Source organism: Ruegeria sp. BHSA118 (assembly GCF_059613405.1).
The window spans coordinates 1-23,899 of the sequence record NZ_JBXWSM010000043.1 but is presented as its reverse complement, the minus strand read 5'-3'; the positions used below and the strand labels follow the sequence as shown (position 1 = coordinate 23,899).

The window sequence follows — 23,899 nt, the reverse complement described above, 5'->3', positions numbered from 1 at the left end:
ATCGGGCGTTCTGATTGGACCCGCTTTGAAGCAACGGCGCCGGGTTGCCTGCGGTTGAAACGCATCGCAGGGTATACCGGGACCGGCGTTCACTTTGCCGGGTGCGGCCGGAGCAGTCGCGATTTACGTCATTTTACCCCAACTGCGTTCAACATCTCATCGATCCGCTGACGGGCCGACTGGCTGTCCTTCAACAGGTTTTGCGCATCCGCCAGCGGTTTTTCCGCCAGCCGTTCCGGCAGGTCAGACAAGGCTTGGGTCGTTTGGTTCAATGCCGCGTATTTCCCGCCCGCAGGTTCCAACCTTTCTTCCGATACTCCGGCCAGCCAGATATACCGGTTTGCCGCTTCGTTCTGTTCGAGATCTCGGAGCATATCGGCGGCGGCTTCAAAATCTTCTGTTGAAACCATCGCCTGCGCGCGCAAGGCAGTCGCCTCCTCGGAATTGTCATCAGCCAACTCCAGCAGGGCTTGATGAGGGCGCCCCGACAGCAAAGCGGCCCGAGCCCGCAACCGAGCCCGTTCCGAGCGCCGAGACTGATCTTCCGGTCTGTTCGCCAGCGCGAATGTCTGCTGAGCAAAGCCCAGATCAGCAAGACGGATTGCCAATGCAATTGCAGTATCGGTTGTCAGCACTGCCGTCATGTCCGGCTGCATTACCTCCATCGTCTGGCGTAGAAAGGTTGCGTCATCCGATCTTTCGGCAAGCAATTGCAGATGCCGATTGATCGCGCCGTCACTATCGGGTCCGGGTGGCTGCGCTTTGATCACGTCAAATGCGCGGTCGAATTCCTGGCTCAGGCTCAGAGCGATCGCATAGGTGCGGTTCATCATCGGGGCCAGCTCCGATCGTCTGAACTCGACCGCATAAGATGCCGCCAGATCAAGCTCCTGAGAAGAAACAGCTTTGCGTTCAGACCAACGTTTTTCCACCAGGCGCGCCAAAGCCAGCGGAGATTCAGTGGCGGCGTCGGTAGAGGTTATAACCTTGGTCAACAACTCTTCTTCACGGTCACTGTCCCCTTCCGCCTTGGCAACGCTGGCTTTGGCCTGAGCGACACTGGATGTCGTTTCCGGTTCAATCCGGTCAACCGAACGAAGGATTCTGCGGGCAGCCTCCAGTTGTTGTGCGCTCACCAGTATTTCTGATAACCGCGGCCCCAGCTGGCGGCGAAGATGATCCGGCAGTCTTGAATACGCGTGTTCGATTGCTTCCACATTTGCGTCAGGTGCCAGTTCCCCTTCGGACAACACAGCCCAAAGCGCAGCATCACTGTCACATCGTTGCAGGTCGTTGAATGGATTCCTGGGCAGCGGCGGCCGGTTATCTACAACCCGGGCAATTGCTGCAACGGGTTCGAAGCCCTCTGGCGGCGTCTCCAACAACCTCAAGACACCCAGCGCTTCGGCTCCGAAACCGAAAGAGGCGTAGAGTTTGGCCAGGGTCATGACCTTTTCGCCGTCAAGCCTGTCAAACTCTTTGTACAGCCCAGAGCGGAGAGCTGACACCTGATCCGGAAAAGGCGTGTCCCCTGACCAGGACGCAAAACTCAGCTCAGCAGTCGAGATGCAGGCCGGTCTTTGGTCAATTGGTTGCAGTTCAGTGTTCAGAACATTCTGCAAATTGTCCAGTACCGTGGTCAGACGTACGTTCGAACTCAGTTGGGGCGGCACAACGCTTGTACCGGACGGGGCGGTATTGCGTGGCCCGACAGGGGCAAGCTTCAAGTCCAGCAACTTGCGATCGGTCCCTTGCAGAAGACGAGTGGACAGCTGGTCTTTTATCCCCTGCTCAGTCATGGTGAGAAGCGGCAGATGCAACCCTGTCTCAACCGATGGCGGTTTGCCTTCGGCCGTTTTCCCGATCAAGGGTGGCGGTACATTCTCAAGAAGCGGCGGCAACAATTCCCCTGGTGCGATGTCCAGTACGATCATCGAGTTTCTGTACAGAAACGCCGACGCCACGCAGTTGCACCCGAACTCCAGCTCCAACGCGCTGCCGGGGTTTTTCTGCGACAAAGAGGCCAGGCGGTTCGTGGTCAAACGCCCAAAAACCGAGCTGGTTTTGAATGTGACGTCGTCCAGGGCAATGGTAAGGCTGGCGCCGGTCTTCCGTTGCGCCAGCACCCAGCGGGTATCCGGTGGCACGTCGAAAACCAGACGTGTGAACCCGTCATGCTCACCGGATCGCACCACCACGTCCTGCGCGGTCACGGCAGATGCAGCCGTGACCAAAACCGCAATCAGAAACCCGATGCGCTTCATGCCGCAGCCTGCTTGAGCTCTTTCAATGCGTCTTCCAGCTCGGAAAAGCCCGGGCGGTTATGGGTTGGGGTGTTCTGGCGTCCGACTTCAATGCACATGGCGGCATTGTGGTTGTGCAGATTGGCCACCAGTACTTCCTTGATCAGCTGATAAAAGTGGTTGTCTTCTTCAACCACGGCTTTCAGTTTGCCTGCAAAGGGGCCGACCAGGCCATAGGCCAGAAAAACGCCCAGGAATGTGCCTACAAGGGCACCCCCAATCAGCTTCCCCAGCACTTCGGGTGGCTGATCGATTGACCCCATCGTCTTGATCACGCCCAGAACCGCAGCAACGATCCCCAGCGCGGGCAGGCCGTCTGCCACTGTTTGCAGCGCATGGCTTGAGTGCATGGCATGATGAAAATTCGCCTCCATGCGCTTCTCCAGAACCTCTTCAACCTGATGCGGATCGTCATAATTCATCGCCGCCGACCGCATGGTGTCACAAATCAGGTCGACGGCCTCCTTGTCTGATTGGATCTTGGGGTATGCGGAAAACAAGCTGGAGTTTTTGGGGTCTTCAATATGCTGCTCGACCTCAACAGGGTTGGCGCGGGCAATGCGAATCAACGAAAACAGAAGGCACAGAAGGTCACGATAGTCTTCGGGCTTCCATTTCGGGCCCTTGAACACCTTGCCCATGTCTTTGATCGTATGTTTCACGCCGCCCATGTCATTGCTGATCAGAAAGGCTCCTACGGCGGCGCCGCCGATCATCATCATTTCGAAGGGAAGAGATTTCATGATGATGGTCATCTTGCCACCTGCCGCGAGATAGCCGCCGAAGACCATTACGAAAATGACAACAATTCCAACAATTCCAATCATTTGAGATCTCCAGATGAGTTCTTTGCGATACCGGGCAACACGGGCGACTATTCCTGCGGGGCCGAGGCGTTTCGACCGGCCATGACCACGCTGATCGTATAGGCCGCTTCGGGGCTCAGGCCCGCCAGTACGCCAGCCGCTGCGTCCGCCGGCATGCGGGACAAGAACCCCGCGGCAAAGGTCGGGTCCATGGTTTCAAACAACGCGGCTGCGTCCTTGGGTTTCATGTTCTGGTAAACATCCGTCAGGCGCGCCAGATCGTTCTCTGCCGCCTTGTCCGCAACCGCCAATGTGGCACGCAGGGCATCTTCTGCTTCCTTCAGGGCCGTCAGACGCGTTTCAACAGCTTGGGTTGCGATCTCCAATGCTTTTTCCTGATCGCGTAATTCAGCCTCTCGCTGTTTGACGCGTTCCTCCCGGCGCAAAAGCTCTGCCAGCACAACCTGAACATCGCGTGTTTCGGACGCGGTGGGCTTGTTTTCCACGGCTTCAGGTGTCGCCGGTTTGGCGAGCGCAGGTCCCGCCTCCAAGCCAACGCGAATGGCAGCCGAGCCGATCATCAGCAATGAGATGACGGCAAGCACACCGCCGCGCGGGCGCGTACCGTGTTTGGCGTTGCGCGCAAGGCTCATACCTGCGCCCCGTTCTGCTTGCGGTCATGCCGGAAGAACATCAGGCCCTCTGGCGCCTTGGGTTGCTCTTCACTCGCACCGGTTTCGATCGGTTCCACTGTTTTCTCGTGCTTGGTGCCCTGTTCCTCTTCAGGCTGAGGCTCGACTTGGACAGGTTTTGCCTTTTCCGGGGCAGCAGTTTCTTCTTCGGGGATGACATCATGCAGAGATGCCATCATCAGCTCCAGGCGCTGAGCCACGGTTTCAGCCCTTTGCGTCAGCGCCTTAAGCTGATCCCCCGATTGATCAGAGGCATTTCGCGCGCTGTCCAGGGATTTCTTCAGGTCTTCTGCCTGGGTCGACAACACGGCCACCGCACCACCGACGCCTTTTTCAAGATCGGTGAACCGCCTGAGGCGGCGCGACAGCACAAAGCAATAAAGTCCCGCGCCCAACGCACCGGCGACCAGCAAAATATCCGCAATCAGCTCCAATTCCGCCTCCTAATTCAGTACAAATTCCATCACCAGCACATCGCGAACGCGCCCTTCGCCAACGACAATTCCAATGCGTCGCAGCAGGTGACCTCGGATGCGCGTTAATGCCAGCGAATCCTCCAGGTCCTTCAATTCAACGGCTCGCAGGTATCCGTTCAGGACATCCATGATTCGTGGCTGCATTTTTTCCACATCAGCGATGTACGGCGCGTTAACTTCGAGCTGAGCGTGGAACTTCAAATGTCGCGACTTGCCGGAGTTCACCGATACAACAACCGGCGGCAGATCAATGAACCCGACATCCGCCAGCGCTTTGGCAGGTTCCTCTTTCGCCTCGTCCTTGTCGGCCTCAACCATTGCCTTGCCACCCAATGGAATCAATCCGGATGACGTCAGGACATACCCGCCCGCAGCGCCGGCGATGGCAAGAAGCATCCCGATCAGCATTCCCTTTTTCCCTTTTTTTCCGGTGGGTTCCGCCAGTTCGTCGGTTGCGTCGGTCATGACGTCCTCATTCATCCGTTCCGACTCCGTCATAACCGCGCAGGGACTAACCGATTGTTAAGAGCAATCGTCCAAACAGAGGGTGCGTCGGGCAGAATGCCGGCGAGTCGGAGGTGAGCGTGCAGCAGATCGGAACTGTCTGGGCTAATTTGGACAGGCGTAAACAAATCATCGTCGCCGGTGCGGTTGCGCTGGTGTTTCTGGGAATCCTTGGCATGTCGCGCCTTGTGACGGCTCCGTCCATGACGTTGCTATTTGCGGGTCTGGAAAGCGGTGCCGCCGGGGAAATAGTACGCGCGCTGGACCAGCGCGGCGTCACATATGAAATTCGGGGCGGATCGATCTACGTATCCGGCGCGCAGCGCGACGAGCTGCGAATGACGCTGGCCAGCGAAGGCCTGCCCGCAAACGGCAATAAAGGGTACGAACTGCTTGATTCGCTAAGCGGGTTTGGCACCACCTCTCAGATGTTCGATGCTGCTTATTGGCGCGCGAAAGAGGGTGAACTGGCGCGGACGATTGTCGGCAGCCCGCATATAAGTCAGGCGCGCGTCCATATTGCCAACGGGACAGCAAACCCATTTCAGCGCAGCGTGTCACCAACGGCTTCGGTTTACCTCGTGCCATCCGGGACCGAAATTACCGGGGATCAGGCCAAGGCCATCCGGTTCCTTGTTGCCTCGGCCGTCAGCGGCCTGACGCCCGAGAAGGTTACGGTGATCGATTCGCATGGGGCCGTGATTGGCGGGCAGGATACCGCAGCGCCTGCGGACACTGCGGACGACAAGTCGCGCCAGTTGGGGGACCGTGTTCTGCGTCTGGTCGAGGCACGTGTCGGTACCGGCAACGCCGTGGTCGAGGTCAGTGTCGATACCGAAACCAAGACGGAATCCATTCGCGAGCGGCGCTTTGACCCCAAAGGCCGCGTGGCGATCAGCACGGAAGTCGAAGAACGTTCGGACAGCGCCCGAAATCAGTCATCGGATGTCACCGTGGCGTCGAACCTGCCGGATGGCGATGCGGCGGGCGGGGACGAATCGAACTCGACGGCCACCCAAACTCGTGAGCGGGTGAACTACGAAGTCTCCGAGACAGAGCTGGAAGTCCATAAGGCCCCCGGCGCGATCAAGCGGCTGACGGTTGCAGTTCTGGTCAATGGCAAAAGAACGGTGGACGCCTCGGGTACCGAAGTCTTCACGCCCTTGCCTCAGGAAGAGCTTACCGCTCTGGAAGAGCTCGTGGCGTCGGCAGTCGGGTACGATGCGGCGCGCGGGGACGTTATTACACTGAAATCCATGGATTTGCCGTCGGTCGAACCACAGGGCACTCTGGTTTCGTCGTCGCTCTGGCAGAACATCCATCTGGATGTCATGTCCTTGATACAGATGGCTGTGCTGGCTTTGGTTTCGCTCGTGCTGGCCCTGTTCGTGATCCGCCCGATCCTGACGAATGCAACACCGACACCGGCGCTGCAGGCGGCTGCGGGAGGGGCGGACTCGGATACCCTGGCACTGACAGGTGGAATCGCTCTGGAGGAACCGGCAGAGCTCTCGTCCCTGCCGGCAGAGCGCGGTGTTCCGGCCCTCGGCTCGAACGCCACAGAGGATCCTGTCGACCGGCTGCGCGCCATGATCGGTGACAAGCAGGAAGAGACTGTCGAGATCCTGCGCAGTTGGCTTGAAGAAGGTGAGGAGCGGGTGTGATGTCGATTGCCCATCTTCTTGAGGATTTCACCACCCAGACCGGTACCGGGCCTGTTCTGATCTTGAATGAGGACACGCTGGAAGAACAACGGCTCGCTGCCTTCGAAGACGGGTATGGGGCCGGTTGGGAAGATGCCTCGCAGGCGCAGGAGCAAAGCCGCGGCCAGATTTCGGCTGAAATGGCAAGATCGCTTGAGGATATGTCTTTCACCTATCACGAAGCCGTCGCCCGTATGACCCTGTCGTTGGAGCCCATGTTCACCAGTCTGGTTCAGACCGTACTGCCCGAGATGGCCGATCGCGGCCTGGCAGCCCGCATTGTGGAGCAACTCTGTGAAATGGCGCGTTCGCGGGTAGAGCAGCCGATGCAGATTTTGGTGTCGCCGGGATGTGCCGAGAGTGTCGCAGCGCTGTTGCCGCAAGATCTGCCTTCCACTCCTCAGGTGATCGAACACTCCGAGCTGGAGCCGGGTCAGGCCCGCCTTCAGGTCGGCACGAGTCGGCGTGAGGTTGATTGCACCGCTTTGCTCGCCGCCATCGAACAGACCTTTGACGCTTATGTCTCTGAGACAAGAGAGGCTTTGTCCAATGAATGACACCCAGATCCCGAAATCTGAAAAACCCAACCCCTTCGACTCGGTCCCGATTGAAGTGACCGTTTCCGTTGGTCGTGCGCGCCCATTGATCAAGGACCTGTTGAACATGGGAGAGAATGCCGTGCTGACCCTGGACAAACGGATCGAAGATCCGGTTGACCTCTATGTTGGGGATCAGTTGGTGGCGCGCGGGCTGCTGGAAGAAATGGAAGGCGATCAGGCAGGGCAACTTGCAGTGCGCTTGACCGAGATTGCGGATTTGCACAACGGAATCGGTTGATGCGCTATGTAATCTGCCTGGCTTTGGTGGCCGTGTTGACGCCCTCACTGGCCGCTGCCCAGGATTTGACCTTGTCCTTGGGCGACGGCGGGTCGATTTCAGCCCGGACGATCCAGCTGATTCTACTGATCACAGTGCTGAGCATCGCTCCGGGGCTGGCGATCATGATCACCTGCTTTCCCTTCCTGATCACCGTTCTGTCGATCCTGCGGCAAGGGATCGGCCTGCAACAATCTCCGCCCAATATGCTGTTGGTCAGCCTGGCGTTGTTCCTGACCTATTTCATCATGGACCCGGTGTTTTCAGAAGCATGGGTGACAGGAATACGACCGATGATGGAAGAGACGATGGAAGTGGAACCAGCGTTGGAGCGCGCGTTGGAGCCGTTCCGTGCCTTCATGGCGGCCCGACTGGATGCGGACACATTCTATGCCATGGCGGCTTTGCGCCCCGGTGGTGAGGCAATGGAATTGTCCGCACAGGCGCCGTTGTCGGTCTTGATGCCGTCCTTCATGCTGTCGGAAATCGCACGGGCGTTTCAGATCGGGTTTCTGATTTTCCTGCCGTTTCTGATCATCGATCTTGTCGTGGCCGCTGTATTGATGTCGATGGGCATGATGATGGTGCCTCCGGCCATCGTATCCTTGCCATTCAAGCTGGCGTTTTTCGTGATCGCCGATGGGTGGGCTTTGATTGCGGGCGCGTTGGTGCGCAGTTACATGCCGTAACCTCGACACGTAGCCGCGGCGCGCTGAAAAAACAGGTGGTCAGACGCCTTTGTCCAACTGTTGTCAAAGGCGCAATTCAATGCCCGGCCGCAAGTGAAACGGATCAGCCCGTCTTATTCAGGTCTTTGATCAACTGGTCCAGGTTGCCTTTGCGGGCATCCAGCATCGCGCCGATTTCGGTGCGTTCGGTCAGCAACAGATTCACGCCTTCGATGAACATGTTGTAGAATTTTTCACGCCCCGACTTGTCCGAAACAAGGAACGTCACATCAAACGGAGCCGACCCGCGCAGCTTGACCATTGTGCGCACTTCATATCCGGCCTTGATCTTGCGGGCATTGCGCACGTTGACCTCACCGCCAATGAACTCGCGGAAGCGGCGACCATATTTACGCGAGATATAGCCCTGAAACGCCTTGGTGAATTGCCTCAACTGGGATGGGGTGGCCGTTCGGGCATCGGCACCGAGGGCATAACGCGCCATGATCGGGACATCGGCATATTGCACAAAGATCTTCTCGAAATCACGCAGCATCGCATTCTCAGACTTGCCCGATGCGATAACCCTGTTGATGTCGTTGACCACGCTGTTGACCAGCGCCTTGGCTGTTGCCTCGGTCTGGGCAAACGCGGATTTGGGCAGGACCGCCAAGGCCAGACCAGCTGCGACAAAGTTACGGCGATTCAACTCGTTATTCAGCATAGGTGTCCTCATAGGGGTCTAGATAGGGGTCCCTGACCGGGTCTGTCCCGGTTTCGGCATAGGGGTCAGAATACAAATCCAGATAGGCGTCTTCGTCATCTCTTGCCAGTTCGAAGCGACGGTTTTGCAGATAGATCAGGCGCGCCTGCGCGTAACTGTCTGCGCTTTCATAAAGAATCGAGTCCACGGTATCCGAGAACCGCCCACGATCGCCCATGCGGCGAACGACTTCGGCATAGACGCCCAGATTGTCGGCGGGCCGGACCGGGGTAAAATTGATCGGATTCGAGAACAGGTTGATCACGACGCCGATGGCATCCCTTTGGGTCGACGGGCCATAGAAAGGCAGTTCAACATAAGCCCCTTCACCGACCCCCCAGACGTGCAGGGTCTCGCCGAAGTCAGTATCGACGGGCGGCAGGTTCAGCTCATCAGCGGGCGAAGACAGGCCAAAGCCACCGACGGTCATGTTGATCACAAAGCGCAGCAGCGCATTGCCCATCTGTTTCGGGTTGCCCTGAAGCAGGTAGTCGACCGCTTGTCCGGGCAGCGAGATGTTTTCGGCGAATGTGCTGAAACTGGTGACCATGGGATCAGGAACGATCTTCACGTACCCTTTGGACGCAGGGCGAAACAGAAACCGGTCAACGCCCAGATTGAACTTGTGAATTCCCCGGTTCGCGTTTTCGTAAGGATCAAACACGTCGCTGCGTGAGGCGCCCTCGGGCGGTGTCGTTGCGCAGGCGGACAGAATGGCCATGAGCGACAGGACAACCAGGTGTTTCAGGCGAAATCTGCTCGACACGATCTTTGCTTCTCCCAAATGCCCGGCATTTGTTTTGTCGGGCCAACAATCACAATTCACCAATACTCTCACGCCGGTATGGCACAAGTTCTTGTCACATAGTCGTTTCAGGTCTCAAATGAAACACCTAGCGTGTAACCTGTCCGTCAGGTCCGGGTAAAGTAATTGAGTATCTACAAGTCATAATAAGTAAAGATATGCTCAGATCGCATGCAAGCCGGAATTTGCCGCATTCCGTCTTTCCACGGCTGTGCTTCCCGGTTAGCGTCCGGCAGAGTCAATCAGGGAAGGACCCTCTCAATGAGCATCGCTGCAAAACTGGAAAGCCTCGGTGTCACGCTGGGTGACGCACCCGCGCCAGCAGCAAATTACGTGCCTTACGTCCGTGTGGGCAATATCGTGTACGTGTCCGGCCAGATATCGAAATCAGACGATCTGATCACCGGCAAGCTGGGCGATGACATGGATATCGAGGCCGGAGCCGCAGCGGCGCGTGTCTGCGCGATCAATCTGCTGGCGCAGGTCAAGGCGGCCTGTGGCGGAGATATCGACAAACTGGTGCGTGTCATCAAGCTGACCGGTTTCGTGAACTCGACCGCAGATTTCACTGCGCAGCCGCAAGTGATCAACGGTGCATCCGACTTCCTGGTCGAAGCGCTGGGCGACGCCGGTCGCCACTCGCGCTCTGCCGTAAGTGCTGCGTCGCTGCCTTTGGGCGTGGCGGTCGAGATCGAAGGCATATTCGAGATCGAATGATACCGTCCCTGCCAGCTGCGTTTTTGCAGGCCCCGATTGCTCATCGGGCGCTGCATGACGTCTCGAACAACCGCCCGGAAAACAGCCGGGCGGCCATTCGTGCCGCCATTGATGCCGGATACGGGATCGAGATCGATCTTCAGCTGACAGCTGATGATCGTGCCGTCGTGTTCCATGATTACGACATGGCGCGTCTGACCGGCCAGTCCGGGCCGATCCGGCAGGTGTCGGCGGCGGCGGCGTCCGAATTGACCCTTCTGTATGGTGATGACGGCATTCCAACGCTTGATGAGGTGCTGGATATGGTGGCAGGCCAGGTGCCGCTGCTGATCGAGCTGAAAGATCAGGACGGCGCTATGGGTATGAATATCGGCGCCCTCGAGCACGACACCGTGCGCGCATTGCAGGGCTATGACGGCCCGGTGGCCCTGATGTCCTTCAATCCAAACTCGGTCGCGGAACTGGCGCGGCTGGCCCCGCATCTGCCGCGCGGCATCACGACTTGTGCCTATGAGCCCAGTGTCGAGCTTCTGCCGCAAGACGTCTGCGACACCCTGCGCGATATTCCTGATTTTGACCGCGTCGGGGCCGGTTTCATCAGCCACGAGGCGGAAGACCTTTCCCGCCCGCGTGTGGCCGAACTGAAGGCGCAGGGCGTGCCGATCCTGTGCTGGACCGTCCGAACGCCTGAACAAGAGGCAGAGGCCCGCTTGGTTGCCGACAATGTGACCTTCGAAGCGTATCTGGCCGCGCATTCAGCTTGAACCTTGCCGCCTCGGTCACAAATAAAGGGCTGGTGCGGAGGAAACATGGATCAGGCCCAAATCGAAGTTCAGGTCATTGGATCTCTGTCGCGGATTTCAGCGGCCGAATGGGATGCCTGCGCCTGCCCCGAGGCCGCCGATGGTGGGCGGCCCCTTGATCCCTTCACTACGCATCGCTTTTTGCTGGCGCTTGAGGAAAGCGGCTCGGTCGGGCGCGGTACGGGTTGGCAGCCGCAATACCTGACGGCCTTTCTTGACGGGATCCTGATCGCAGCGGCCCCGATGTATGCCAAATCGCACAGCCAGGGCGAGTACATCTTTGACCACAGCTGGGCCCATGCCTATGAAAGCGCAGGCGGGCGGTATTATCCCAAGCTGCAAATTGCGGTGCCGTTCACACCTGCCACCGGGCGGCGGTTTCTGGTACGCCCGGGCTATGACAGGATCGGAATGCCTGCTTTGGTGCAGGGTGCCGTTCAACTGGCGGCCGACAATCAGGTTTCTTCGGTTCACGTGACCTTCTGTACAGAAGCCGAGGCATTGGCCGGTGAGCAGATGGGGCTAATGCTTCGCAGCTCGCAACAGTTTCACTGGTTGAATGATGGCTATGCCGGTTTCGATGACTTCCTTGCGGCCTTGTCCTCACGCAAGCGCAAGAACATCCGCAAGGAACGGGCGCAGGCCAATGGCTTTGGCGGTGAAATCCACACATTGACGGGCGATGACCTGCGCCCGGAACACTGGGATGCGTTTTGGCGGTTCTATCAGGACACCGGGGCGCGAAAATGGGGCTCACCCTATCTGACGCGGCGGTTTTTTGACATCGCACAAGAGACGATGGCGAATGACATGGCCCTGGTTTTGGCTGAACGGGATGGTCACGCCATTGCGGGTGCGCTGAACTTCATAGGCCGCGAAACGCTTTTTGGGCGGTATTGGGGCTGCATCGAACATCATGCCTGCCTGCATTTCGAACTGTGCTACTATAGGGCGATAGATTTTGCCATTGCCCACGGTCTGGCCCGGGTGGAAGCGGGCGCTCAGGGCGAACATAAGCTGGCGCGGGGCTATTTGCCGACGCGCACGCATAGCTTGCACTGGGTCGGCGATCCGGGGTTTGCCGATGCCGTCAAAAAATATCTGGACGCCGAAGGCCGCGCAGTGGGAGAAGAGATCGAGATTCTGACGGATTACGGCCCGTTCAGGAAATCGAACCCGGAGGAACAGCAATGACTGAACTTTTGTCCGCCGAGACCCGCGGCCCGCTGCTGGATCCGCTGTTCAAAAACGGCTGGACCATGGTCGAAGGCCGCGACGCGATCACCAAGACCTTCATATTCGACAACTTCGTGCACGCGTTTGGCTGGATGACGCAAGTGGCGATCTGGGCCGAGAAATGGAACCATCATCCAGAATGGTCTAACGTCTACCGCACGGTCGAGGTGGTTCTGTCCACCCATGACGTAGGCGGCCTGTCGTCACTGGACGCCAAGCTGGCCCGAAAGATGGACAGCCTGTGCTAGCGATCGTTGCCTGACCCCTGGCCACCGGCAAGCGAGGCAGCCGTGCCCATCTGCTTGAATTCCGCAGGTGAGACGGTGCCGTCGCTGACATCGATGGACCTTGGGATGCCCGTGGTCTTGTTCCCGATCTGGCGCACGCTGCGCGCCGCTGGGTTGATATCCAGACACCGGTTTTCATAGCAGGTCAGGCCAGACAGATTGATCTGGATGCGGGCCTGTCCGTCTGGCCCAGTCACCACAGGAGCTTGCGGAACGTCGCAGGCCGCGGCCAGTGCCAAAGCACCTATTCCGATCCATTTCTTCATACCAAGCTCCTTCAAACGGGCTTAGTCCAGTTGACCATTGCCGTTCTGATCTGCCGCGCCGAAATCTTCATTCATCTGTGCATCATATTCCGATCTTGAGATAAAGTTGTCCTTGTTGCGGTCAACATTCTGGAACTGCTTGATGTCCAGAAACGGCTTGGCCTCAGCCTGACCTAATGTGCCGTTCTTGTCTTCGTCCATGGCCTGAAACGCATAGTCCGAAAAAGCGTCGAATTCGTCTTTGGACAGGAACCCGTCATTGTTTGCGTCGATGGCGTTCAATTCTTTTTCATGCAGTTCGGCCACGGTTTCGGCATTGGTCGCCGAGGCCAGGAATACAGCCGTGAATACAAAAATCGCCCGTTTCATGTCCAATCTCCTCAGCATGCAAATCTTTGGCCTTCAATGCCCCCGGCGGCAGCGCCGGCTGCGGTCAGGATCGTCTTGCCCGATCCGCCACCGAACTGGTTGCCGATCGCGCCGCCGATCAAGGCGCCGCCCAATGTGCCGCTGAGGCAGGCAATCTCGTGCTGTCGTGCGGCTTGCTGTTGCGGGGTTGGGGCCGGGCCGCAGGCTGCCAGAAGGGCCGCGCCGGTCAGGATGGATGAAAATACCTTAAGTTTCATAAAAATCTCCCCATTTTGTGCGTCGAGTATTCGCGCATCGAGGCAGTGCTTCAAGTTAAATTGGGTTCACGCGGCCCCGGACAGACCGGGGCCGGTCACATTCAGATCACCTCCAGCAGGCCTTCACCCGCCGAGATCCCGCAGGCACCGGGGTTTTCTTCCAGGTTCAGGGCCGTGACCTTGCCGTCCTCGACCAGCATCGCATAGCGTTTCGAACGTGCGAACAGGCCAACGGGCGGGGCGTCGAAATCCATACCGATGGCTTTCGTGAATTCTGAGGCCGCGTCTGAAACCATGGTCAATCCGGCCGCGGTCGCGCCGGTGGATTCACCCCAGGCCTGCATGACAAACGGGTCGTTGACCGACAGGCACATGATCTCGTCCACGCCCTTGTCGTCGAACTGCTTTTTGGTGCGAATGAAGCTTGGCACATGTGCGGTGGTGCATGTGCCGGTATAGGCGCCGGGCACAGCGAAAATGACAACCTTGCGCCCTTTGGTCTTGTCTGAAATCCGAACTTCCTCTGGCCCGTCGGCCCCCATCTGGATCAGTGTGGCCTCGGGCAGGGTGTCTCCTGTTGAAATCATTTTTAAGCTCCTGTCGTTTGGATTTGCAGAATTGGACTAAGCCGCAATATAGGTGGTCAAATCAGAGAGACCACGGGAAAACTGCGGGGTGGGTAAAGCATGAGCCATATTGTCGTAATTGGCGCGGGTCAGGCAGGCGCGTCCTTGGTGGCGCGGCTGCGCAAGGACGGGTTCGACGGAGAGATTACTCTGATCGGGGCCGAGCCGCATCTGCCGTATCAGCGCCCGCCTTTGTCCAAGGCCTATCTTCTAGGAGAGATGGAGCTGGAGCGCCTGTTCCTGCGACCCGAAAGCTTCTATGCCGAAAACAACATCACTCTGCGGCTTGGCCAGCACGTGACCGGCATCGACCCCAAGGCCAAAACGGTCACTGTTGGGGATGAAGTCATCCCGTATGACGAACTGGCGCTGACCACCGGGTCAGATCCGCGCCGCCTGCCTGCCGCCATCGGAGGCGATCTGGACGGCGTGCATGTGGTGCGCGATCTGGCCCATATCGACGAGATGGAGCCCAAAGTGACCGAAGGCGCCCGCGCGTTGATTGTGGGCGGCGGTTACATCGGGCTCGAGGCCGCCGCCGTCTGCGCGAAACGCGGCGTCAAGGTCACCTTGGTCGAGATGGCCGACCGCATCCTGCAACGGGTCGCTGCGCCCGAAACCAGCGACTATTTCCGCGTATTGCACAGCGAATACGGTGCCGACATCCGCGAAGGTGTCGGGCTGGATCATCTGACCGGCGAAAATGGCAGGGTTGTGGGGGCTGTATTGACGGACGGCACGACGCTGGACGTTGATTTCGTCGTGGTTGGTGTGGGCATCACCCCTTCTACCCAACTGGCCGAGATGGCTGGGCTCGAACTGGACAACGGCATCAAAACCGATGCCCATGGTCGCACGTCTGATCCGTCGATCTGGGCGGCGGGCGATTGCGCCTCTTTTCCGCATGGCGAAGGGCGTATCCGTCTGGAAAGCGTCCCCAACGCCATCGACCAGGCCGAGATCGTGGCCCAGAACATGCTGGGCGCGGCCAAGGACTATGTGGCAACCCCATGGTTCTGGTCGGACCAGTACGACGTCAAGCTTCAGATCGCGGGCCTGAACACCGGATACGACCGCGTAGTGACCCGCAAGGGCGAGGGTCAGACCGTGTCCTTCTGGTATTACAAGGGCGACAGGCTGATTGCTGTCGATGCGATGAATGATCCGCGGGCATACATGGTCGGCAAGAGATTGATCGAAATGGGCAAGACCGCTGATCCCGCGGTTGTGGCAGACCCGAACGCGGACCTGAAACCGCTGCTCAAGGCGTGAGGATCATAGCCGGGGAATTCCGGGGCCGCGCCCTCGCCTCGGTCGGCAAGGGTGATGCGGGCGCGCATCTGCGCCCCACCACCGACCGCGTGCGTGAAAGCCTGTTCAATGTGCTCAGCCACCAGATCGATTTTGACGGTTTGCGGGTGTTGGATCTGTTCGCGGGAACCGGGGCGCTGGGGCTCGAGGCGCTGTCGCGGGGGGCGTCGCATGTCACCTTCGTCGATGACGGGCGGGTGGCCCAGGGGTTGATACGCAAGAATATCGATCTGACCCGCAGCGCCGGCCGTACCGATTTAATCCGCCGCGATGCAACCCGGTTGGGCGACAATCCCGGCGCGCCTTATGATCTGGTTTTTCTGGACCCGCCTTACGGGAAATCCATGGGGCAGAAGGCCGTCGCCGCCTTGGCCAATGGCTGGATCGCGGATGATGCATTATTGGTCTGGGAAGAAAACGCCCCGATGCAGGCGCCGGCCGGGTTCATATTGCAAGACAGTCGCAAATATGGCGACACGCATATTTCCCTGATGTGGAAAGGTATGCCAGGCTGAGACGTTCCGCGCGGTTTGGCCCGGGGCCTGTGTTTGCAATGACGGGACAGCTTGGATAGGCCAAGCGCGAGGCACAGCAGAAATCCCATATGCACGATCTTGTCATTTTCGATTGCGACGGCGTTCTGGTGGACAGCGAGGTGATCTCGAACCAGGTGCTGGTGGACAATCTGGAGCATCATGGCCTGCATCTGGCACTGCGTGAATGTATGTCCCTGTTCGTGGGTGGAACCATGGTGGGTGTGCGGGACAAGGCCCGCGCGATGGGTGCCGTTCTGCCCGAAGACTGGACAGATCAGATCTATGCCGAAACCTACGACCGCCTGCGCGCAGGTGTGCCATTGGTCCCCGGTATCGCAGACCTGCTTGAGGGGCTGGATCAAAAGGGTATCCCCTGTTGCGTCGCGTCGAATGGCAGCCCCGACAAGATGAAGATCACACTGGGTCAGAACGGGCTTTGGGACCGTTTCAAAGACGTGATGTTTTCGGCCCATGTGCTGGGCACCGGAAAGCCGGACCCAAAGATGTTCCGGCTGGCCGCCGAGCACTTTGGCGCAACGGCTCCGGTGGTGATTGAAGACAGCCACAGTGGTGTCACGGCGGCGATCCGAGCCGGCATGCGTTGCCTTGCTTATGCGCCTCATGGCGGCGGTGAAAAGCTGGCGGATCTGGGTGCCGAAGTGATCACGGACATGTCACAGGCGCATGGGTTGTTGGGACTTTGACCCGCAGTCGTGCTAATGTGCACGCATGGACCGCACCCTGACACCTTTTGTATGGACCCTTTCCAGCGACACCGAAGCGTCTGCCGGCCCAGAGCGCAAATCCATGCGCGCGCCGGTCTTCATCCACGACGCGGTCACGCCGTGGGGGGATGAAACGATGCTGCTGAAACTTCTACGTGAGCAGGCCGCTGATCAGGACGAATAAGTCGGGTGAAATTTGCCAGCGGGTGACAGGGTAAAGATATCGACCCCATCCGATGTGACGCCCACCGAATGTTCGAACTGTGCCGACAGCGATTTGTCGCGGGTTACGGCTGTCCAGTCATCGGCCAGGGTCTTGGTTTCCGGACGACCCAGATTGACCATGGGTTCGATGGTAAAGAACATACCCTCTTCCAGAACCGCACCGGTGCCCGGGCGGCCATAGTGCAATACGTTCGGTGGCGCGTGAAAAACGCGACCCAGACCATGACCGCAGAAATCGCGTACGACGCTCATCCGATGTGCTTCGACATAGGACTGAATGGCATGGCCGATGTCACCAAAGGTATTGCCCGGCTTGACCATCTCGATGCCCTTGAACAGCGCGTCATGGGTCACCTGGATCAGCCGTTCCGCCTTGCGCGGCAGCTTGCCCGCCACATACATGCGCGAGGTATCGCCAAACCAGCCATCGACGATGACGGTGACGTCGATATTCAGGATATCGCCATCCTTCAGCTTTTTCTCACCGGGAATACCGTGGCAGACCACGTGGTTCACGCTGATGCAGCTGGCGTGCTGATAGCCTTTATACCCTATGGTGGCCGAGGTCGCACCGGCGTCTTCGACCATCTGCGTGATCAGCCCGTCAAGTGCGCCGGTGGTTTGACCGGGAAACACATGGTCGGCAATATCATCCAGAATCCGCGCCGCCAAAGCCCCTGCCGCGTGCATCCCGGCAAAGTCACCTTGTTCATAGATGCGGATGCCGTCCTTGGTCAGGCGGCCACGATGCTCTTTCATCGACGCTAAGCTCCAAATGTTGCGCGCAGCATTCCTTTTACGCTGCTTGTGCAGAAAGTACCAGAGGGCGCTGGGTTGCGGATGTCAGATGGGGCAAAAAGCAGCAAGTTCAAGCGTCGACTGACCGAAGGGTGTTTTGATTGTTGGGAATGGTGTTTACGTTCTGGCTGAAATGCGCGCAAATCCGTTGTGTGGACAAACCTGCCGTTCGGAAAAACAAATCCAATGTCAGCTTGCATTCTTCGTGATGTGATCTGACTATTGTGAATAGCTTCGTGCATATCCCCGTCGCGGACTTCAAAAAGAAAGAAAATACCGATGCAATCATTGATATTGCCGGTCATCGCTCTGGCGTTCCTGCCGCTCGCCGCTCTGGCACAGGACCACGAGCATGGTCACAGCAACACACCATATGCGGGCTTCGAGAAGCGTGAGATCAAGAGCCTCTCGGAACAGGACATCGAAGAGCTTCGTCGAGGGGGCGGCTGGGGGCTCGCCTTACCAGCCGAGCTGAATGGCCGACCGGGCCCTGCGCATGTACTTGAGCTTCAAGAAGAGCTGAGCCTGTCAGCGGATCAAGTGGCAGCGATCTCTGCGCTTTTTGAAGAGATGAAAACGGCCGCCATCGCTGCTGCTGAACGTTTCATTGCTGCCGAGGCCGCACTGAGCGACGCTTTTGCCGCTTCCGAGCTATCCGAAACCGCATTGCATAACTTGCTTTCTGAGGCAGCAGAAGCACGCGCTGCATTGCGGTTTATCCATCTGTCACAACATCTTTCGACACCCGAACTTCTCAGTGCCGAACAAATCCAAAGGTACAATGTACTGCGTGGGTATTCGGATGATCCCTGTGCCAGCGTGCCGGAAGGACACGATCCTAACATGTGGCGTCGTCATAACGGATGTGAAGACTAAGCTGACATTCATGCGACGCACAGTATAAAGCACTTTGGGCTCTTTGCAGCCATTCGGTGCTCTTAAACACCAAACCGTGTTTCACTCGTGTCCACCCAAACTCCATCCGGCGAAATCCGCGTCCCGCAAACGATCCGTTCCACCCCCTGCGCCTGCGCCGCCTCGAACGCTGCCGCATAGGCCGGGTCAATATCGGCCGCCAGCGCAAACCGGTCGCAATCGGTGCGTTGCACCAGGTACAGCATGATCGCCCGGTGCCCCTGCGCTGCCATCTGTGCCAGCTCGCCCAGATGCTTGGTGCCGCGGGCGGTGACGCTGTCGGGGAACTCGGCCAGACCGGGCTGGCGGGACAGCGTCACGCTTTTGACCTCGATATAGGCATCTGGCAGGCCGGGGCCGCTCAGCAGGAAATCGATACGGCTGTTTTGCCCGTATTTCACCTCGGGCCGGACAGTGTCATAAGCGGCCAGCTCGGGGATCTCGCGCGCCGCAAGCGCCGCCCGCAAAGCCCGGTTCGGGACGGATGTATCGACCCCGGTGAAATGCCCGTTTTCGTGATCCACCAGCCGCCAGCCGAATTTCAGCTTTTTCTTCGGGTCGTCGTTGGGTTCCAGCCAGATCATCTGGCCCGGTTCGGCCAGCCCCATCATGGATCCCGGATTGGCGCAATGGGCGGTCACTTCGCGCCCGTCATCCAGCCTGCAATCGGCCAGAAAGCGTTTGTAGCGGCGGATCAGCCGGGCGGGGACAAGAGGGGTTTCAAATCGCATGTCTCACGGCCTATACCTGCCCCTGAGAACGATCAAGAGGGGACAGCGCCATGGCCAATCCAACCGCAGCGATGCTGGTGATCGGGGATGAAATCCTGTCGGGCCGCACCCGCGACGCGAATATGCATTTTCTGGCGCAGGAGCTGACCAAACACGGCATCGACCTGAAAGAGGTTCGCATTGTCAGCGATGACGCCCCTGCCATCGAAGCGGCCGTCAAAGCGCTGTCCGACGCTTATGACAATGTCTTCACCAGCGGCGGCATCGGCCCGACCCATGACGATATCACGGCCGATTGCATTGCTCGCGCTTTCGATACACCCATTGATGTGCGCGATGACGCGCGCGCGCTTTTACAGGCCCATTACGACAAATCCGGGCTGGAACTGAATGCCGCCCGCCTGCGCATGGCGCGTATTCCGGACGGGGCGACGCTGATCGAAAATCCGGTTTCGACGGCGCCCGGATTCACGCTTGCGAATGTGCATGTCATGGCAGGTGTGCCGTCGGTTTTTCAGGCGATGGTGGCGAGCGTTTTGCCAACATTGACGGGTGGCAGCCCTTTGCTGTCGCAAACTCTGCGTGTGGACCGCGGAGAAGGTGATATCGCCGCAACCCTGGCGGCTTTGGCCGAAGATTTCAGCGACCTGTCCATCGGGTGCTATCCGTTTCAGATCAACGGTGCCTTCGGGGCCAACGTGGTTGTGCGCGGCACCGACGGAGGCCGGATCGACGCGGCCACCACCCGACTGGCGAAAGAGCTTGCGCTTTGAGCGGCAGCTGGGCGGATATAGTCGACGGAACCTGGCCCGCCGCACGCTATCAGCGGCTTGGCCCGTTTCTGCTGCGTGAGGGGCAGGGCGGAGGGTCGCGCGTGTCAGCGGCAAGTGCATTGGGTCCCGCCAATGAGGGCGACATCGACGCCGCCGAGGCCGCGATGCTGGCCATGGGGCAAAAACGCATCTTCTGCCTGCGGCCCGGGGATGAAGCCCTGGATGCAATGCTGGCCCGGCGGGGGTACGACATTCTTGATCCGGTCAACATCTATGTCTGCCCTGTCTCTCGGCTGATCGATCAGCCGATCCCCCGGGTCATGGTGTTTTCGATCTGGGAACCGCTTGAAATCATGCGCGAAATCTGGGCCTCGGGCGGGATCGGGCCCGAGCGGATCGCGGTGATGGAACGCGCCAAAGGCCCCAAGACAGGATTTTTGCTGCGTCACAACGACAAACCCAGCGGCGTGGCATTCGTGGCGATGCATGTAGACACAGCGATGGTCCACGCGCTGGAAGTGTTGCCCGAACACCGTCGTCAGAGGTTGGGCCACTGGACCATGCGCGCGGCGGCATTCTGGGCGCGGGATCACGGTGCGCAGAACCTGAGCGTGATCTGCACCAAGGCCAATGAGGGCGCCAACGGTCTTTATCGCGCCCTCGGGATGGAGATCGCGGGCGAATACCATTACCGTCATCTTGTCTGAACCGAAGAGGCCGCCGTGACACAAAAAGATATGCCTACCGCGCTGAACCTGCCCATGGTCGATCCGCTGCCGCCGGAAACGCAGAAATACTTTGATATCTGTGTCGAAAAACTGGGCATGGTGCCGAATGTGCTGAAAGCCAACGCATTCGATATCGACAAGCTGAACGCCTTCACCGCGATGTATAATGACCTGATGCTGGCTGACAGCGGGTTGACCAAACTGGAACGCGAGATGATCGCGGTCGTCGTCTCGTCGATCAACAAATGCTTTTACTGTTTGGTCGCCCATGGGGCGGCGGTGCGTCAGCTTTCGGGCAATCCGCAACTGGGCGAAATGCTGGTGATGAACTATCGCGTCGCTCCGCTGGAGCCGCGTCAACGGGCGATGCTGGACTTTGCCGCAAAGATGACCACCGCCAGCGCCGAGATCGAAGAGCCCGACCGCCAGCGCCTGCGCGATGCAGGCTTTTCCGACCGCGACATCTGGGACATCGCCAATGTCGCCGGGTTTTTCAACATGTCAAACCGGGTGGCCAGTGCCACGGCAATGGTACCCAACCCTGAGTATCACGCGCAGTTTCGATGATCCGTTCGGCCGCCCTCATCACCACGCTGTTGGCGGGGCCGGTTCTGGCGCAGGACCTGACCCTGCCGGCCAGCGCCCGCCAGATCAGCGACCGAACATCGCCACTGGACAGCTATGACCTGCCGACGGGGCCTTATGCAAATGGCTCGGTTCCCGCAGAAACGCTCGAAGGGCGCGTGGAGCGCTATACGTGGCGGCTTCAGGCGGGGTCGAGCACGACATTGCAGCTGCTGGCACCGTTGCGGGACCAGATCGAGGCGCAGGGCTACAAGATCCTGTTCGAATGCGACGCGCGGGTTTGTGGTGGTTTCGACTTCCGCTTTGGCACCGAGGTCGTGCCAACCCCGGACATGTATGTCGCCATTCAGGATTACCGGTTTTTGTCGGCCACCAAGGGGCCGGTTGCCCTTAGTCTGCTGGTCAGCCGCAACCCCCCGGATGGCTATGTGCAGATGATCCGGGTCACACCCCAGGATGCGCCGGACCCGGACCCTGTGGTGATTGAGCAAGCCGTAAAAGGTTCGATCGGGGTGCTGGAGGCCTTGGCGGCAACGGGCCACGTGATCCTGGATGATCTGCATTTTCCTACGGGCGAGGTTGCCCTGGGCGAGGGACCGTTTGACTCGCTGACCTTGCTGGCCGGATATTTGACGGACAATCCGAATACACGCCTGGCCCTGGTGGGGCACACTGACGATACCGGCGCCCTACAGGCAAATATTGCGGTCAGCAAAAGCCGGGCCGAGGCGGTGCGAACCCGCCTGATTGATGCACATGGCGTGGCACCTGACCGGATCGAAGCGCAGGGTGTTGGCTATCTGTCTCCGCTCACATCGAACGCAACCCCGGAAGGGCGCGATTTGAACCGTCGGGTCGAAGCCGTATTGCTGGTCAACTGACCCACCACAGGTACAGCGGCAATCCGACGGTGATGTTGAACGGAAACGACACCCCCAGCGACAAGGTCAGATAGATCCCGGCCTCGGCCTTTGGAAGTGCGATCTTCATCGCGGCGGGAACCGCGATATACGAAGCCGAGGCTGACAGCACCATGAACAGGAACAAGCTACCCTGTGGCAAGCCGATCACGGCACCGACAGCCCAGGCCATAATTGCGCCGATCAGGGGCATCAAAACACCAAAGGCGAACAGGCCAACCGACAGCTTGTCTCGGTTGCTGATCAGGCTGCGCCCTGCCGACAGGCCCATATCCAGCAGGAACAGGCACAGAATTCCGGTGAAAGGCGTCACGATGAAGGGCGCGATCATCTGCATGCCTTCACCACCTGTGATGGCTCCAATCAGGAAGGCACCGGTCAGCAGCACGATTGATCCATTGGCCAGCAGATCGCGCCACAGCTTGTCATCCTTGACGCCATTGCTTCCGGTCTTGTGTGCCAACCACAGCGCCGACAGAATGGCCGGCACCTCCATCGCTGCCGCAACGGCCACCATGAATCCGTCATGGGTCAGCCCCACCAGATCCAGCAAACTGGTAGCTGTAACAAAGGTGACGATCGAGATCGAACCATAGTGCCCTGCCACCGCCGCCGCGTTCAGTGCATCCAGCCGTGTCATCACCCTGAGCAGGCCAAAGGCCACGAAGGGGATGGCAAAGGACAAGGCGACACCGCCCAGCAGTGTCAGAAACAGTTGCAGGTGAATGCCATGCGCGGCCAGACTGGCACCGCCTTTGAACCCGATGGCCAGCAGCAGGTAAAGCGACATGAATTTGGCCGCGCCCGCCGGAATGGACAGGTCACTGCGTACAAAGGCTGCCAGAAGCCCAAGAGCAAAAAACAGTATGGTGGGCACCAGCAGGTTGCTGGACAGTGTCTCGATCACTCCGGGCATAATTGACTCCTGATCCCTCGTTTTCGGGTTAGGTGCCTTGCAAAACTGATTTCTCCAAATACTATCTTTCTAAGTAATAAATAGTTTCAGGCTATGATATGCGCCCGACATTGCGGCAGTTGGAATACATCGTTACGGTCAGTCGCCTTGGACGATTCAGTTTGGCCGCCGAGGTGCTGAATGTCAGCCAGCCCAGCCTGTCGACGCAAATTGCGACTGTAGAACAAGAGCTTGGCGTACGGATCTTTGAGCGTAACCGTGGTGGTATCCAGGTGACGGCGAAGGGAGAAGAATTCATCTTGCGCGCGCAGAAGATCCTGGCAGAGGTCAAGGACCTGCGCCACGCCATGTCAAACGATATGCCCGTCGGAGGACGATTGCGACTGGGGGTTTTGCCTTCGATCGGGCCTTATCTGCTGCCGCAAGCCATCAAACAGGTGCACCGGATTCGCCCCGGATTGCGCATTGTGGTGCGCGAGGAAAACACACTGGATCTGGAACAGGGTCTGAAATCCGGTCGATTTGATCTGATATTGTCCACGCCCGAAGACCATCCGAATACCGTGCAACATCGATTGT

General features: G+C 58.8%; 33 protein-coding genes. 18 read left to right on the top strand and 15 right to left on the bottom strand.

From position 1 onward, the window contains the following. Positions 1-128 precede the first annotated feature (128 nt). The 5 genes from AC2FNN_RS13840 to AC2FNN_RS13820 are packed head-to-tail and all read right to left on the bottom strand — an operon-like array spanning position 129 to position 4,742. Positions 129-2,264 carry a hypothetical protein gene (locus AC2FNN_RS13840; RefSeq protein ID WP_496759123.1) on the bottom strand — a complete coding sequence of 712 codons (2,136 nt, stop codon included), beginning with the start codon at positions 2,262-2,264 and terminating at the stop codon, positions 129-131. Next, complete coding sequence (gene motA / locus AC2FNN_RS13835) at positions 2,261-3,130, bottom strand: flagellar motor stator protein MotA (protein ID WP_496759122.1); 870 nt, start codon at positions 3,128-3,130, stop codon at positions 2,261-2,263. Before motA ends, AC2FNN_RS13840 begins: the two co-directional genes overlap by 4 nt. A 47-nt stretch (positions 3,131-3,177) precedes the next feature. Next, positions 3,178-3,762, bottom strand: a complete 585-nt coding sequence (locus AC2FNN_RS13830; RefSeq protein WP_496759121.1) for a MotE family protein — start codon at positions 3,760-3,762, stop codon at positions 3,178-3,180. Then, a complete protein-coding gene (locus AC2FNN_RS13825; protein ID WP_496759120.1) occupies positions 3,759-4,235 on the bottom strand; it encodes a hypothetical protein in 477 nt (158 codons plus the stop codon). Before AC2FNN_RS13825 ends, AC2FNN_RS13830 begins: the two co-directional genes overlap by 4 nt. Positions 4,236-4,244: 9 nt before the next feature. Then, positions 4,245-4,742, bottom strand: a complete 498-nt coding sequence (locus AC2FNN_RS13820) for a flagellar basal body-associated FliL family protein (RefSeq protein WP_496759119.1) — start codon at positions 4,740-4,742, stop codon at positions 4,245-4,247. A gap of 119 nt (positions 4,743-4,861) precedes the next feature. Here AC2FNN_RS13820 and fliF point away from each other — a divergent pair, with 119 nt between their 5' ends. Genes fliF through fliP form a run of 4 tightly spaced genes read left to right on the top strand, consistent with a single transcriptional unit; the run spans position 4,862 to position 8,049 of the window. Next, entirely contained in the window at positions 4,862-6,445 is a 1,584-nt protein-coding gene (gene fliF / locus AC2FNN_RS13815; protein WP_496759118.1) for a flagellar basal-body MS-ring/collar protein FliF, read from the top strand. Next, a complete protein-coding gene (locus tag AC2FNN_RS13810; RefSeq protein ID WP_496759117.1) occupies positions 6,445-7,041 on the top strand; it encodes a FliH/SctL family protein in 597 nt (198 codons plus the stop codon). The genes fliF and AC2FNN_RS13810 overlap by 1 nt, the downstream gene beginning before the upstream one ends. Then, positions 7,034-7,321 carry a FliM/FliN family flagellar motor switch protein gene (locus tag AC2FNN_RS13805; RefSeq protein ID WP_152459423.1) on the top strand — a complete coding sequence of 96 codons (288 nt, stop codon included), beginning with the start codon at positions 7,034-7,036 and terminating at the stop codon, positions 7,319-7,321. Before AC2FNN_RS13810 ends, AC2FNN_RS13805 begins: the two co-directional genes overlap by 8 nt. Beyond that, positions 7,321-8,049, top strand: coding sequence for a flagellar type III secretion system pore protein FliP (fliP, locus tag AC2FNN_RS13800; RefSeq protein ID WP_209835201.1), 729 nt, complete (start codon positions 7,321-7,323; stop codon positions 8,047-8,049). Before AC2FNN_RS13805 ends, fliP begins: the two co-directional genes overlap by 1 nt. Before the next feature lie 103 nt (positions 8,050-8,152). On the opposite strand, the gene AC2FNN_RS13795 is transcribed toward fliP, so the two are convergent. Further along, positions 8,153-8,752, bottom strand: coding sequence for an MlaC/ttg2D family ABC transporter substrate-binding protein (locus AC2FNN_RS13795; RefSeq protein ID WP_209835202.1), 600 nt, complete (start codon positions 8,750-8,752; stop codon positions 8,153-8,155). Then, positions 8,742-9,512, bottom strand: coding sequence for an MlaA family lipoprotein (locus AC2FNN_RS13790; RefSeq protein ID WP_496759136.1), 771 nt, complete (start codon positions 9,510-9,512; stop codon positions 8,742-8,744). Before AC2FNN_RS13790 ends, AC2FNN_RS13795 begins: the two co-directional genes overlap by 11 nt. Positions 9,513-9,857: 345 nt before the next feature. Between AC2FNN_RS13790 and AC2FNN_RS13785 the strand changes: the two genes are divergently transcribed. From AC2FNN_RS13785 to AC2FNN_RS13770, 4 genes are read left to right on the top strand one after another with little or no spacing between them, the layout of a single operon-like run. Next, entirely contained in the window at positions 9,858-10,313 is a 456-nt protein-coding gene (locus AC2FNN_RS13785; RefSeq protein WP_496759116.1) for a RidA family protein, read from the top strand. Beyond that, positions 10,310-11,077: a glycerophosphodiester phosphodiesterase family protein gene (locus AC2FNN_RS13780; RefSeq protein WP_496759115.1), complete on the top strand. Its 768-nt coding sequence runs from the start codon at positions 10,310-10,312 to the stop codon at positions 11,075-11,077. Before AC2FNN_RS13785 ends, AC2FNN_RS13780 begins: the two co-directional genes overlap by 4 nt. Positions 11,078-11,122: 45 nt before the next feature. Continuing rightward, on the top strand, positions 11,123-12,310 hold the full coding sequence (locus AC2FNN_RS13775) for a GNAT family N-acetyltransferase (protein WP_496759114.1): 1,188 nt from the start codon (positions 11,123-11,125) through the stop codon (positions 12,308-12,310). Continuing rightward, on the top strand, positions 12,307-12,600 hold the full coding sequence (locus tag AC2FNN_RS13770; protein WP_152459417.1) for a 4a-hydroxytetrahydrobiopterin dehydratase: 294 nt from the start codon (positions 12,307-12,309) through the stop codon (positions 12,598-12,600). Before AC2FNN_RS13775 ends, AC2FNN_RS13770 begins: the two co-directional genes overlap by 4 nt. On the opposite strand, the gene AC2FNN_RS13765 is transcribed toward AC2FNN_RS13770, so the two are convergent. The 4 genes from AC2FNN_RS13765 to AC2FNN_RS13750 form a co-directional block, all read right to left on the bottom strand. Continuing rightward, a complete protein-coding gene (locus AC2FNN_RS13765) occupies positions 12,597-12,905 on the bottom strand; it encodes a hypothetical protein (RefSeq protein ID WP_496759113.1) in 309 nt (102 codons plus the stop codon). The genes AC2FNN_RS13770 and AC2FNN_RS13765 overlap by 4 nt on opposite strands. Positions 12,906-12,926: 21 nt before the next feature. Continuing rightward, positions 12,927-13,274, bottom strand: coding sequence for an EF-hand domain-containing protein (locus AC2FNN_RS13760; RefSeq protein WP_496759112.1), 348 nt, complete (start codon positions 13,272-13,274; stop codon positions 12,927-12,929). An 11-nt stretch (positions 13,275-13,285) separates the two neighbouring features. Next, positions 13,286-13,531 carry a YMGG-like glycine zipper-containing protein gene (locus AC2FNN_RS13755; RefSeq protein ID WP_152459414.1) on the bottom strand — a complete coding sequence of 82 codons (246 nt, stop codon included), beginning with the start codon at positions 13,529-13,531 and terminating at the stop codon, positions 13,286-13,288. 101 nt (positions 13,532-13,632) lie between these two features. Further along, positions 13,633-14,118, bottom strand: a complete 486-nt coding sequence (locus tag AC2FNN_RS13750) for a peroxiredoxin (protein ID WP_496759111.1) — start codon at positions 14,116-14,118, stop codon at positions 13,633-13,635. A 99-nt stretch (positions 14,119-14,217) separates the two neighbouring features. Here AC2FNN_RS13750 and AC2FNN_RS13745 point away from each other — a divergent pair, with 99 nt between their 5' ends. The 4 genes from AC2FNN_RS13745 to AC2FNN_RS13730 all read left to right on the top strand — a co-directional run bounded on the left by AC2FNN_RS13745 (position 14,218) and on the right by AC2FNN_RS13730 (position 16,913). Further along, on the top strand, positions 14,218-15,429 hold the full coding sequence (locus AC2FNN_RS13745) for an NAD(P)/FAD-dependent oxidoreductase (protein WP_496759110.1): 1,212 nt from the start codon (positions 14,218-14,220) through the stop codon (positions 15,427-15,429). Then, positions 15,426-15,983 carry a 16S rRNA (guanine(966)-N(2))-methyltransferase RsmD gene (gene rsmD / locus AC2FNN_RS13740; protein ID WP_496759109.1) on the top strand — a complete coding sequence of 186 codons (558 nt, stop codon included), beginning with the start codon at positions 15,426-15,428 and terminating at the stop codon, positions 15,981-15,983. Before AC2FNN_RS13745 ends, rsmD begins: the two co-directional genes overlap by 4 nt. Positions 15,984-16,072: 89 nt before the next feature. After that, positions 16,073-16,708, top strand: a complete 636-nt coding sequence (locus AC2FNN_RS13735) for an HAD family hydrolase (protein ID WP_496759108.1) — start codon at positions 16,073-16,075, stop codon at positions 16,706-16,708. A 25-nt stretch (positions 16,709-16,733) separates the two neighbouring features. Next, positions 16,734-16,913 carry a hypothetical protein gene (locus AC2FNN_RS13730; protein WP_496759107.1) on the top strand — a complete coding sequence of 60 codons (180 nt, stop codon included), beginning with the start codon at positions 16,734-16,736 and terminating at the stop codon, positions 16,911-16,913. Here AC2FNN_RS13730 and map read toward each other — a convergent pair. Both map and AC2FNN_RS13720 read right to left on the bottom strand, forming a co-directional pair. Beyond that, positions 16,901-17,713, bottom strand: coding sequence for a type I methionyl aminopeptidase (gene map, locus AC2FNN_RS13725; protein WP_496759106.1), 813 nt, complete (start codon positions 17,711-17,713; stop codon positions 16,901-16,903). The genes AC2FNN_RS13730 and map overlap by 13 nt on opposite strands. 5 nt (positions 17,714-17,718) lie before the next feature. Then, positions 17,719-18,057 (bottom strand): hypothetical protein, encoded by a 339-nt coding sequence (locus AC2FNN_RS13720; protein WP_496759105.1) that lies wholly within the window; start codon positions 18,055-18,057, stop codon positions 17,719-17,721. Here AC2FNN_RS13720 and AC2FNN_RS13715 point away from each other — a divergent pair. After that, a complete protein-coding gene (locus AC2FNN_RS13715) occupies positions 18,032-18,628 on the top strand; it encodes a Spy/CpxP family protein refolding chaperone (RefSeq protein WP_496759104.1) in 597 nt (198 codons plus the stop codon). The two genes, AC2FNN_RS13720 and AC2FNN_RS13715, sit on opposite strands and share 26 nt — an antisense overlap. A 62-nt stretch (positions 18,629-18,690) precedes the next feature. On the opposite strand, the gene sfsA is transcribed toward AC2FNN_RS13715, so the two are convergent. Then, positions 18,691-19,398 (bottom strand): DNA/RNA nuclease SfsA, encoded by a 708-nt coding sequence (gene sfsA, locus AC2FNN_RS13710; protein ID WP_496759103.1) that lies wholly within the window; start codon positions 19,396-19,398, stop codon positions 18,691-18,693. A gap of 50 nt (positions 19,399-19,448) precedes the next feature. Between sfsA and AC2FNN_RS13705 the strand changes: the two genes are divergently transcribed. The 4 genes from AC2FNN_RS13705 to AC2FNN_RS13690 are packed head-to-tail and all read left to right on the top strand — an operon-like array spanning position 19,449 to position 22,365. Further along, a complete protein-coding gene (locus AC2FNN_RS13705) occupies positions 19,449-20,171 on the top strand; it encodes a competence/damage-inducible protein A (RefSeq protein WP_496759102.1) in 723 nt (240 codons plus the stop codon). Continuing rightward, complete coding sequence (locus AC2FNN_RS13700) at positions 20,168-20,878, top strand: GNAT family N-acetyltransferase (protein ID WP_496759101.1); 711 nt, start codon at positions 20,168-20,170, stop codon at positions 20,876-20,878. Before AC2FNN_RS13705 ends, AC2FNN_RS13700 begins: the two co-directional genes overlap by 4 nt. A gap of 30 nt (positions 20,879-20,908) precedes the next feature. Continuing rightward, a complete protein-coding gene (locus tag AC2FNN_RS13695; protein ID WP_496759135.1) occupies positions 20,909-21,466 on the top strand; it encodes a peroxidase-related enzyme in 558 nt (185 codons plus the stop codon). Beyond that, positions 21,463-22,365 carry an OmpA family protein gene (locus tag AC2FNN_RS13690; protein ID WP_496759100.1) on the top strand — a complete coding sequence of 301 codons (903 nt, stop codon included), beginning with the start codon at positions 21,463-21,465 and terminating at the stop codon, positions 22,363-22,365. Before AC2FNN_RS13695 ends, AC2FNN_RS13690 begins: the two co-directional genes overlap by 4 nt. On the opposite strand, the gene AC2FNN_RS13685 is transcribed toward AC2FNN_RS13690, so the two are convergent. Next, positions 22,358-23,320, bottom strand: a complete 963-nt coding sequence (locus AC2FNN_RS13685) for a sodium-dependent bicarbonate transport family permease (RefSeq protein WP_496759099.1) — start codon at positions 23,318-23,320, stop codon at positions 22,358-22,360. The genes AC2FNN_RS13690 and AC2FNN_RS13685 overlap by 8 nt on opposite strands. A gap of 98 nt (positions 23,321-23,418) precedes the next feature. On the opposite strand from AC2FNN_RS13685, the gene AC2FNN_RS13680 reads away from it, so the two are divergent. Continuing rightward, on the top strand, positions 23,419-23,899 hold a 481-nt coding region (locus AC2FNN_RS13680), incomplete at its 3' end, for a LysR family transcriptional regulator (RefSeq protein WP_496759098.1).

Excerpts from the sequence above, each read along its gene's own strand:
- AC2FNN_RS13840 (WP_496759123.1), bottom strand. The coding sequence starts at position 2,264 with ATGAAGCGCATCGGGTTTCTGATTGCGGTTTTGGTCACGGCTGCATCT.
- AC2FNN_RS13695 (WP_496759135.1), top strand. The coding sequence starts at position 20,909 with ATGCCTACCGCGCTGAACCTGCCCATGGTCGATCCGCTGCCGCCGGAA.
- AC2FNN_RS13805 (WP_152459423.1), top strand. The coding sequence starts at position 7,034 with ATGAATGACACCCAGATCCCGAAATCTGAAAAACCCAACCCCTTCGAC.
- AC2FNN_RS13720 (WP_496759105.1), bottom strand. The coding sequence starts at position 18,057 with ATGACCGGCAATATCAATGATTGCATCGGTATTTTCTTTCTTTTTGAA.
- AC2FNN_RS13730 (WP_496759107.1), top strand. The coding sequence starts at position 16,734 with ATGGACCGCACCCTGACACCTTTTGTATGGACCCTTTCCAGCGACACC.
- motA (WP_496759122.1), bottom strand. The coding sequence starts at position 3,130 with ATGATTGGAATTGTTGGAATTGTTGTCATTTTCGTAATGGTCTTCGGC.
- AC2FNN_RS13715 (WP_496759104.1), top strand. The coding sequence starts at position 18,032 with ATGCAATCATTGATATTGCCGGTCATCGCTCTGGCGTTCCTGCCGCTC.
- AC2FNN_RS13780 (WP_496759115.1), top strand. The coding sequence starts at position 10,310 with ATGATACCGTCCCTGCCAGCTGCGTTTTTGCAGGCCCCGATTGCTCAT.
- AC2FNN_RS13770 (WP_152459417.1), top strand. The coding sequence starts at position 12,307 with ATGACTGAACTTTTGTCCGCCGAGACCCGCGGCCCGCTGCTGGATCCG.
- AC2FNN_RS13810 (WP_496759117.1), top strand. The coding sequence starts at position 6,445 with ATGTCGATTGCCCATCTTCTTGAGGATTTCACCACCCAGACCGGTACC.
- AC2FNN_RS13830 (WP_496759121.1), bottom strand. The coding sequence starts at position 3,762 with ATGAGCCTTGCGCGCAACGCCAAACACGGTACGCGCCCGCGCGGCGGT.
- AC2FNN_RS13745 (WP_496759110.1), top strand. The coding sequence starts at position 14,218 with ATGAGCCATATTGTCGTAATTGGCGCGGGTCAGGCAGGCGCGTCCTTG.
- AC2FNN_RS13755 (WP_152459414.1), bottom strand. The coding sequence starts at position 13,531 with ATGAAACTTAAGGTATTTTCATCCATCCTGACCGGCGCGGCCCTTCTG.
- AC2FNN_RS13790 (WP_496759136.1), bottom strand. The coding sequence starts at position 9,512 with ATGGCCATTCTGTCCGCCTGCGCAACGACACCGCCCGAGGGCGCCTCA.
- AC2FNN_RS13795 (WP_209835202.1), bottom strand. The coding sequence starts at position 8,752 with ATGCTGAATAACGAGTTGAATCGCCGTAACTTTGTCGCAGCTGGTCTG.
- AC2FNN_RS13760 (WP_496759112.1), bottom strand. The coding sequence starts at position 13,274 with ATGAAACGGGCGATTTTTGTATTCACGGCTGTATTCCTGGCCTCGGCG.
- sfsA (WP_496759103.1), bottom strand. The coding sequence starts at position 19,398 with ATGCGATTTGAAACCCCTCTTGTCCCCGCCCGGCTGATCCGCCGCTAC.
- AC2FNN_RS13775 (WP_496759114.1), top strand. The coding sequence starts at position 11,123 with ATGGATCAGGCCCAAATCGAAGTTCAGGTCATTGGATCTCTGTCGCGG.
- AC2FNN_RS13690 (WP_496759100.1), top strand. The coding sequence starts at position 21,463 with ATGATCCGTTCGGCCGCCCTCATCACCACGCTGTTGGCGGGGCCGGTT.
- AC2FNN_RS13705 (WP_496759102.1), top strand. The coding sequence starts at position 19,449 with ATGGCCAATCCAACCGCAGCGATGCTGGTGATCGGGGATGAAATCCTG.
- fliP (WP_209835201.1), top strand. The coding sequence starts at position 7,321 with ATGCGCTATGTAATCTGCCTGGCTTTGGTGGCCGTGTTGACGCCCTCA.
- AC2FNN_RS13785 (WP_496759116.1), top strand. The coding sequence starts at position 9,858 with ATGAGCATCGCTGCAAAACTGGAAAGCCTCGGTGTCACGCTGGGTGAC.
- AC2FNN_RS13820 (WP_496759119.1), bottom strand. The coding sequence starts at position 4,742 with ATGACCGACGCAACCGACGAACTGGCGGAACCCACCGGAAAAAAAGGG.
- AC2FNN_RS13735 (WP_496759108.1), top strand. The coding sequence starts at position 16,073 with ATGCACGATCTTGTCATTTTCGATTGCGACGGCGTTCTGGTGGACAGC.
- AC2FNN_RS13765 (WP_496759113.1), bottom strand. The coding sequence starts at position 12,905 with ATGAAGAAATGGATCGGAATAGGTGCTTTGGCACTGGCCGCGGCCTGC.
- AC2FNN_RS13750 (WP_496759111.1), bottom strand. The coding sequence starts at position 14,118 with ATGATTTCAACAGGAGACACCCTGCCCGAGGCCACACTGATCCAGATG.
- map (WP_496759106.1), bottom strand. The coding sequence starts at position 17,713 with ATGAAAGAGCATCGTGGCCGCCTGACCAAGGACGGCATCCGCATCTAT.
- AC2FNN_RS13685 (WP_496759099.1), bottom strand. The coding sequence starts at position 23,320 with ATGCCCGGAGTGATCGAGACACTGTCCAGCAACCTGCTGGTGCCCACC.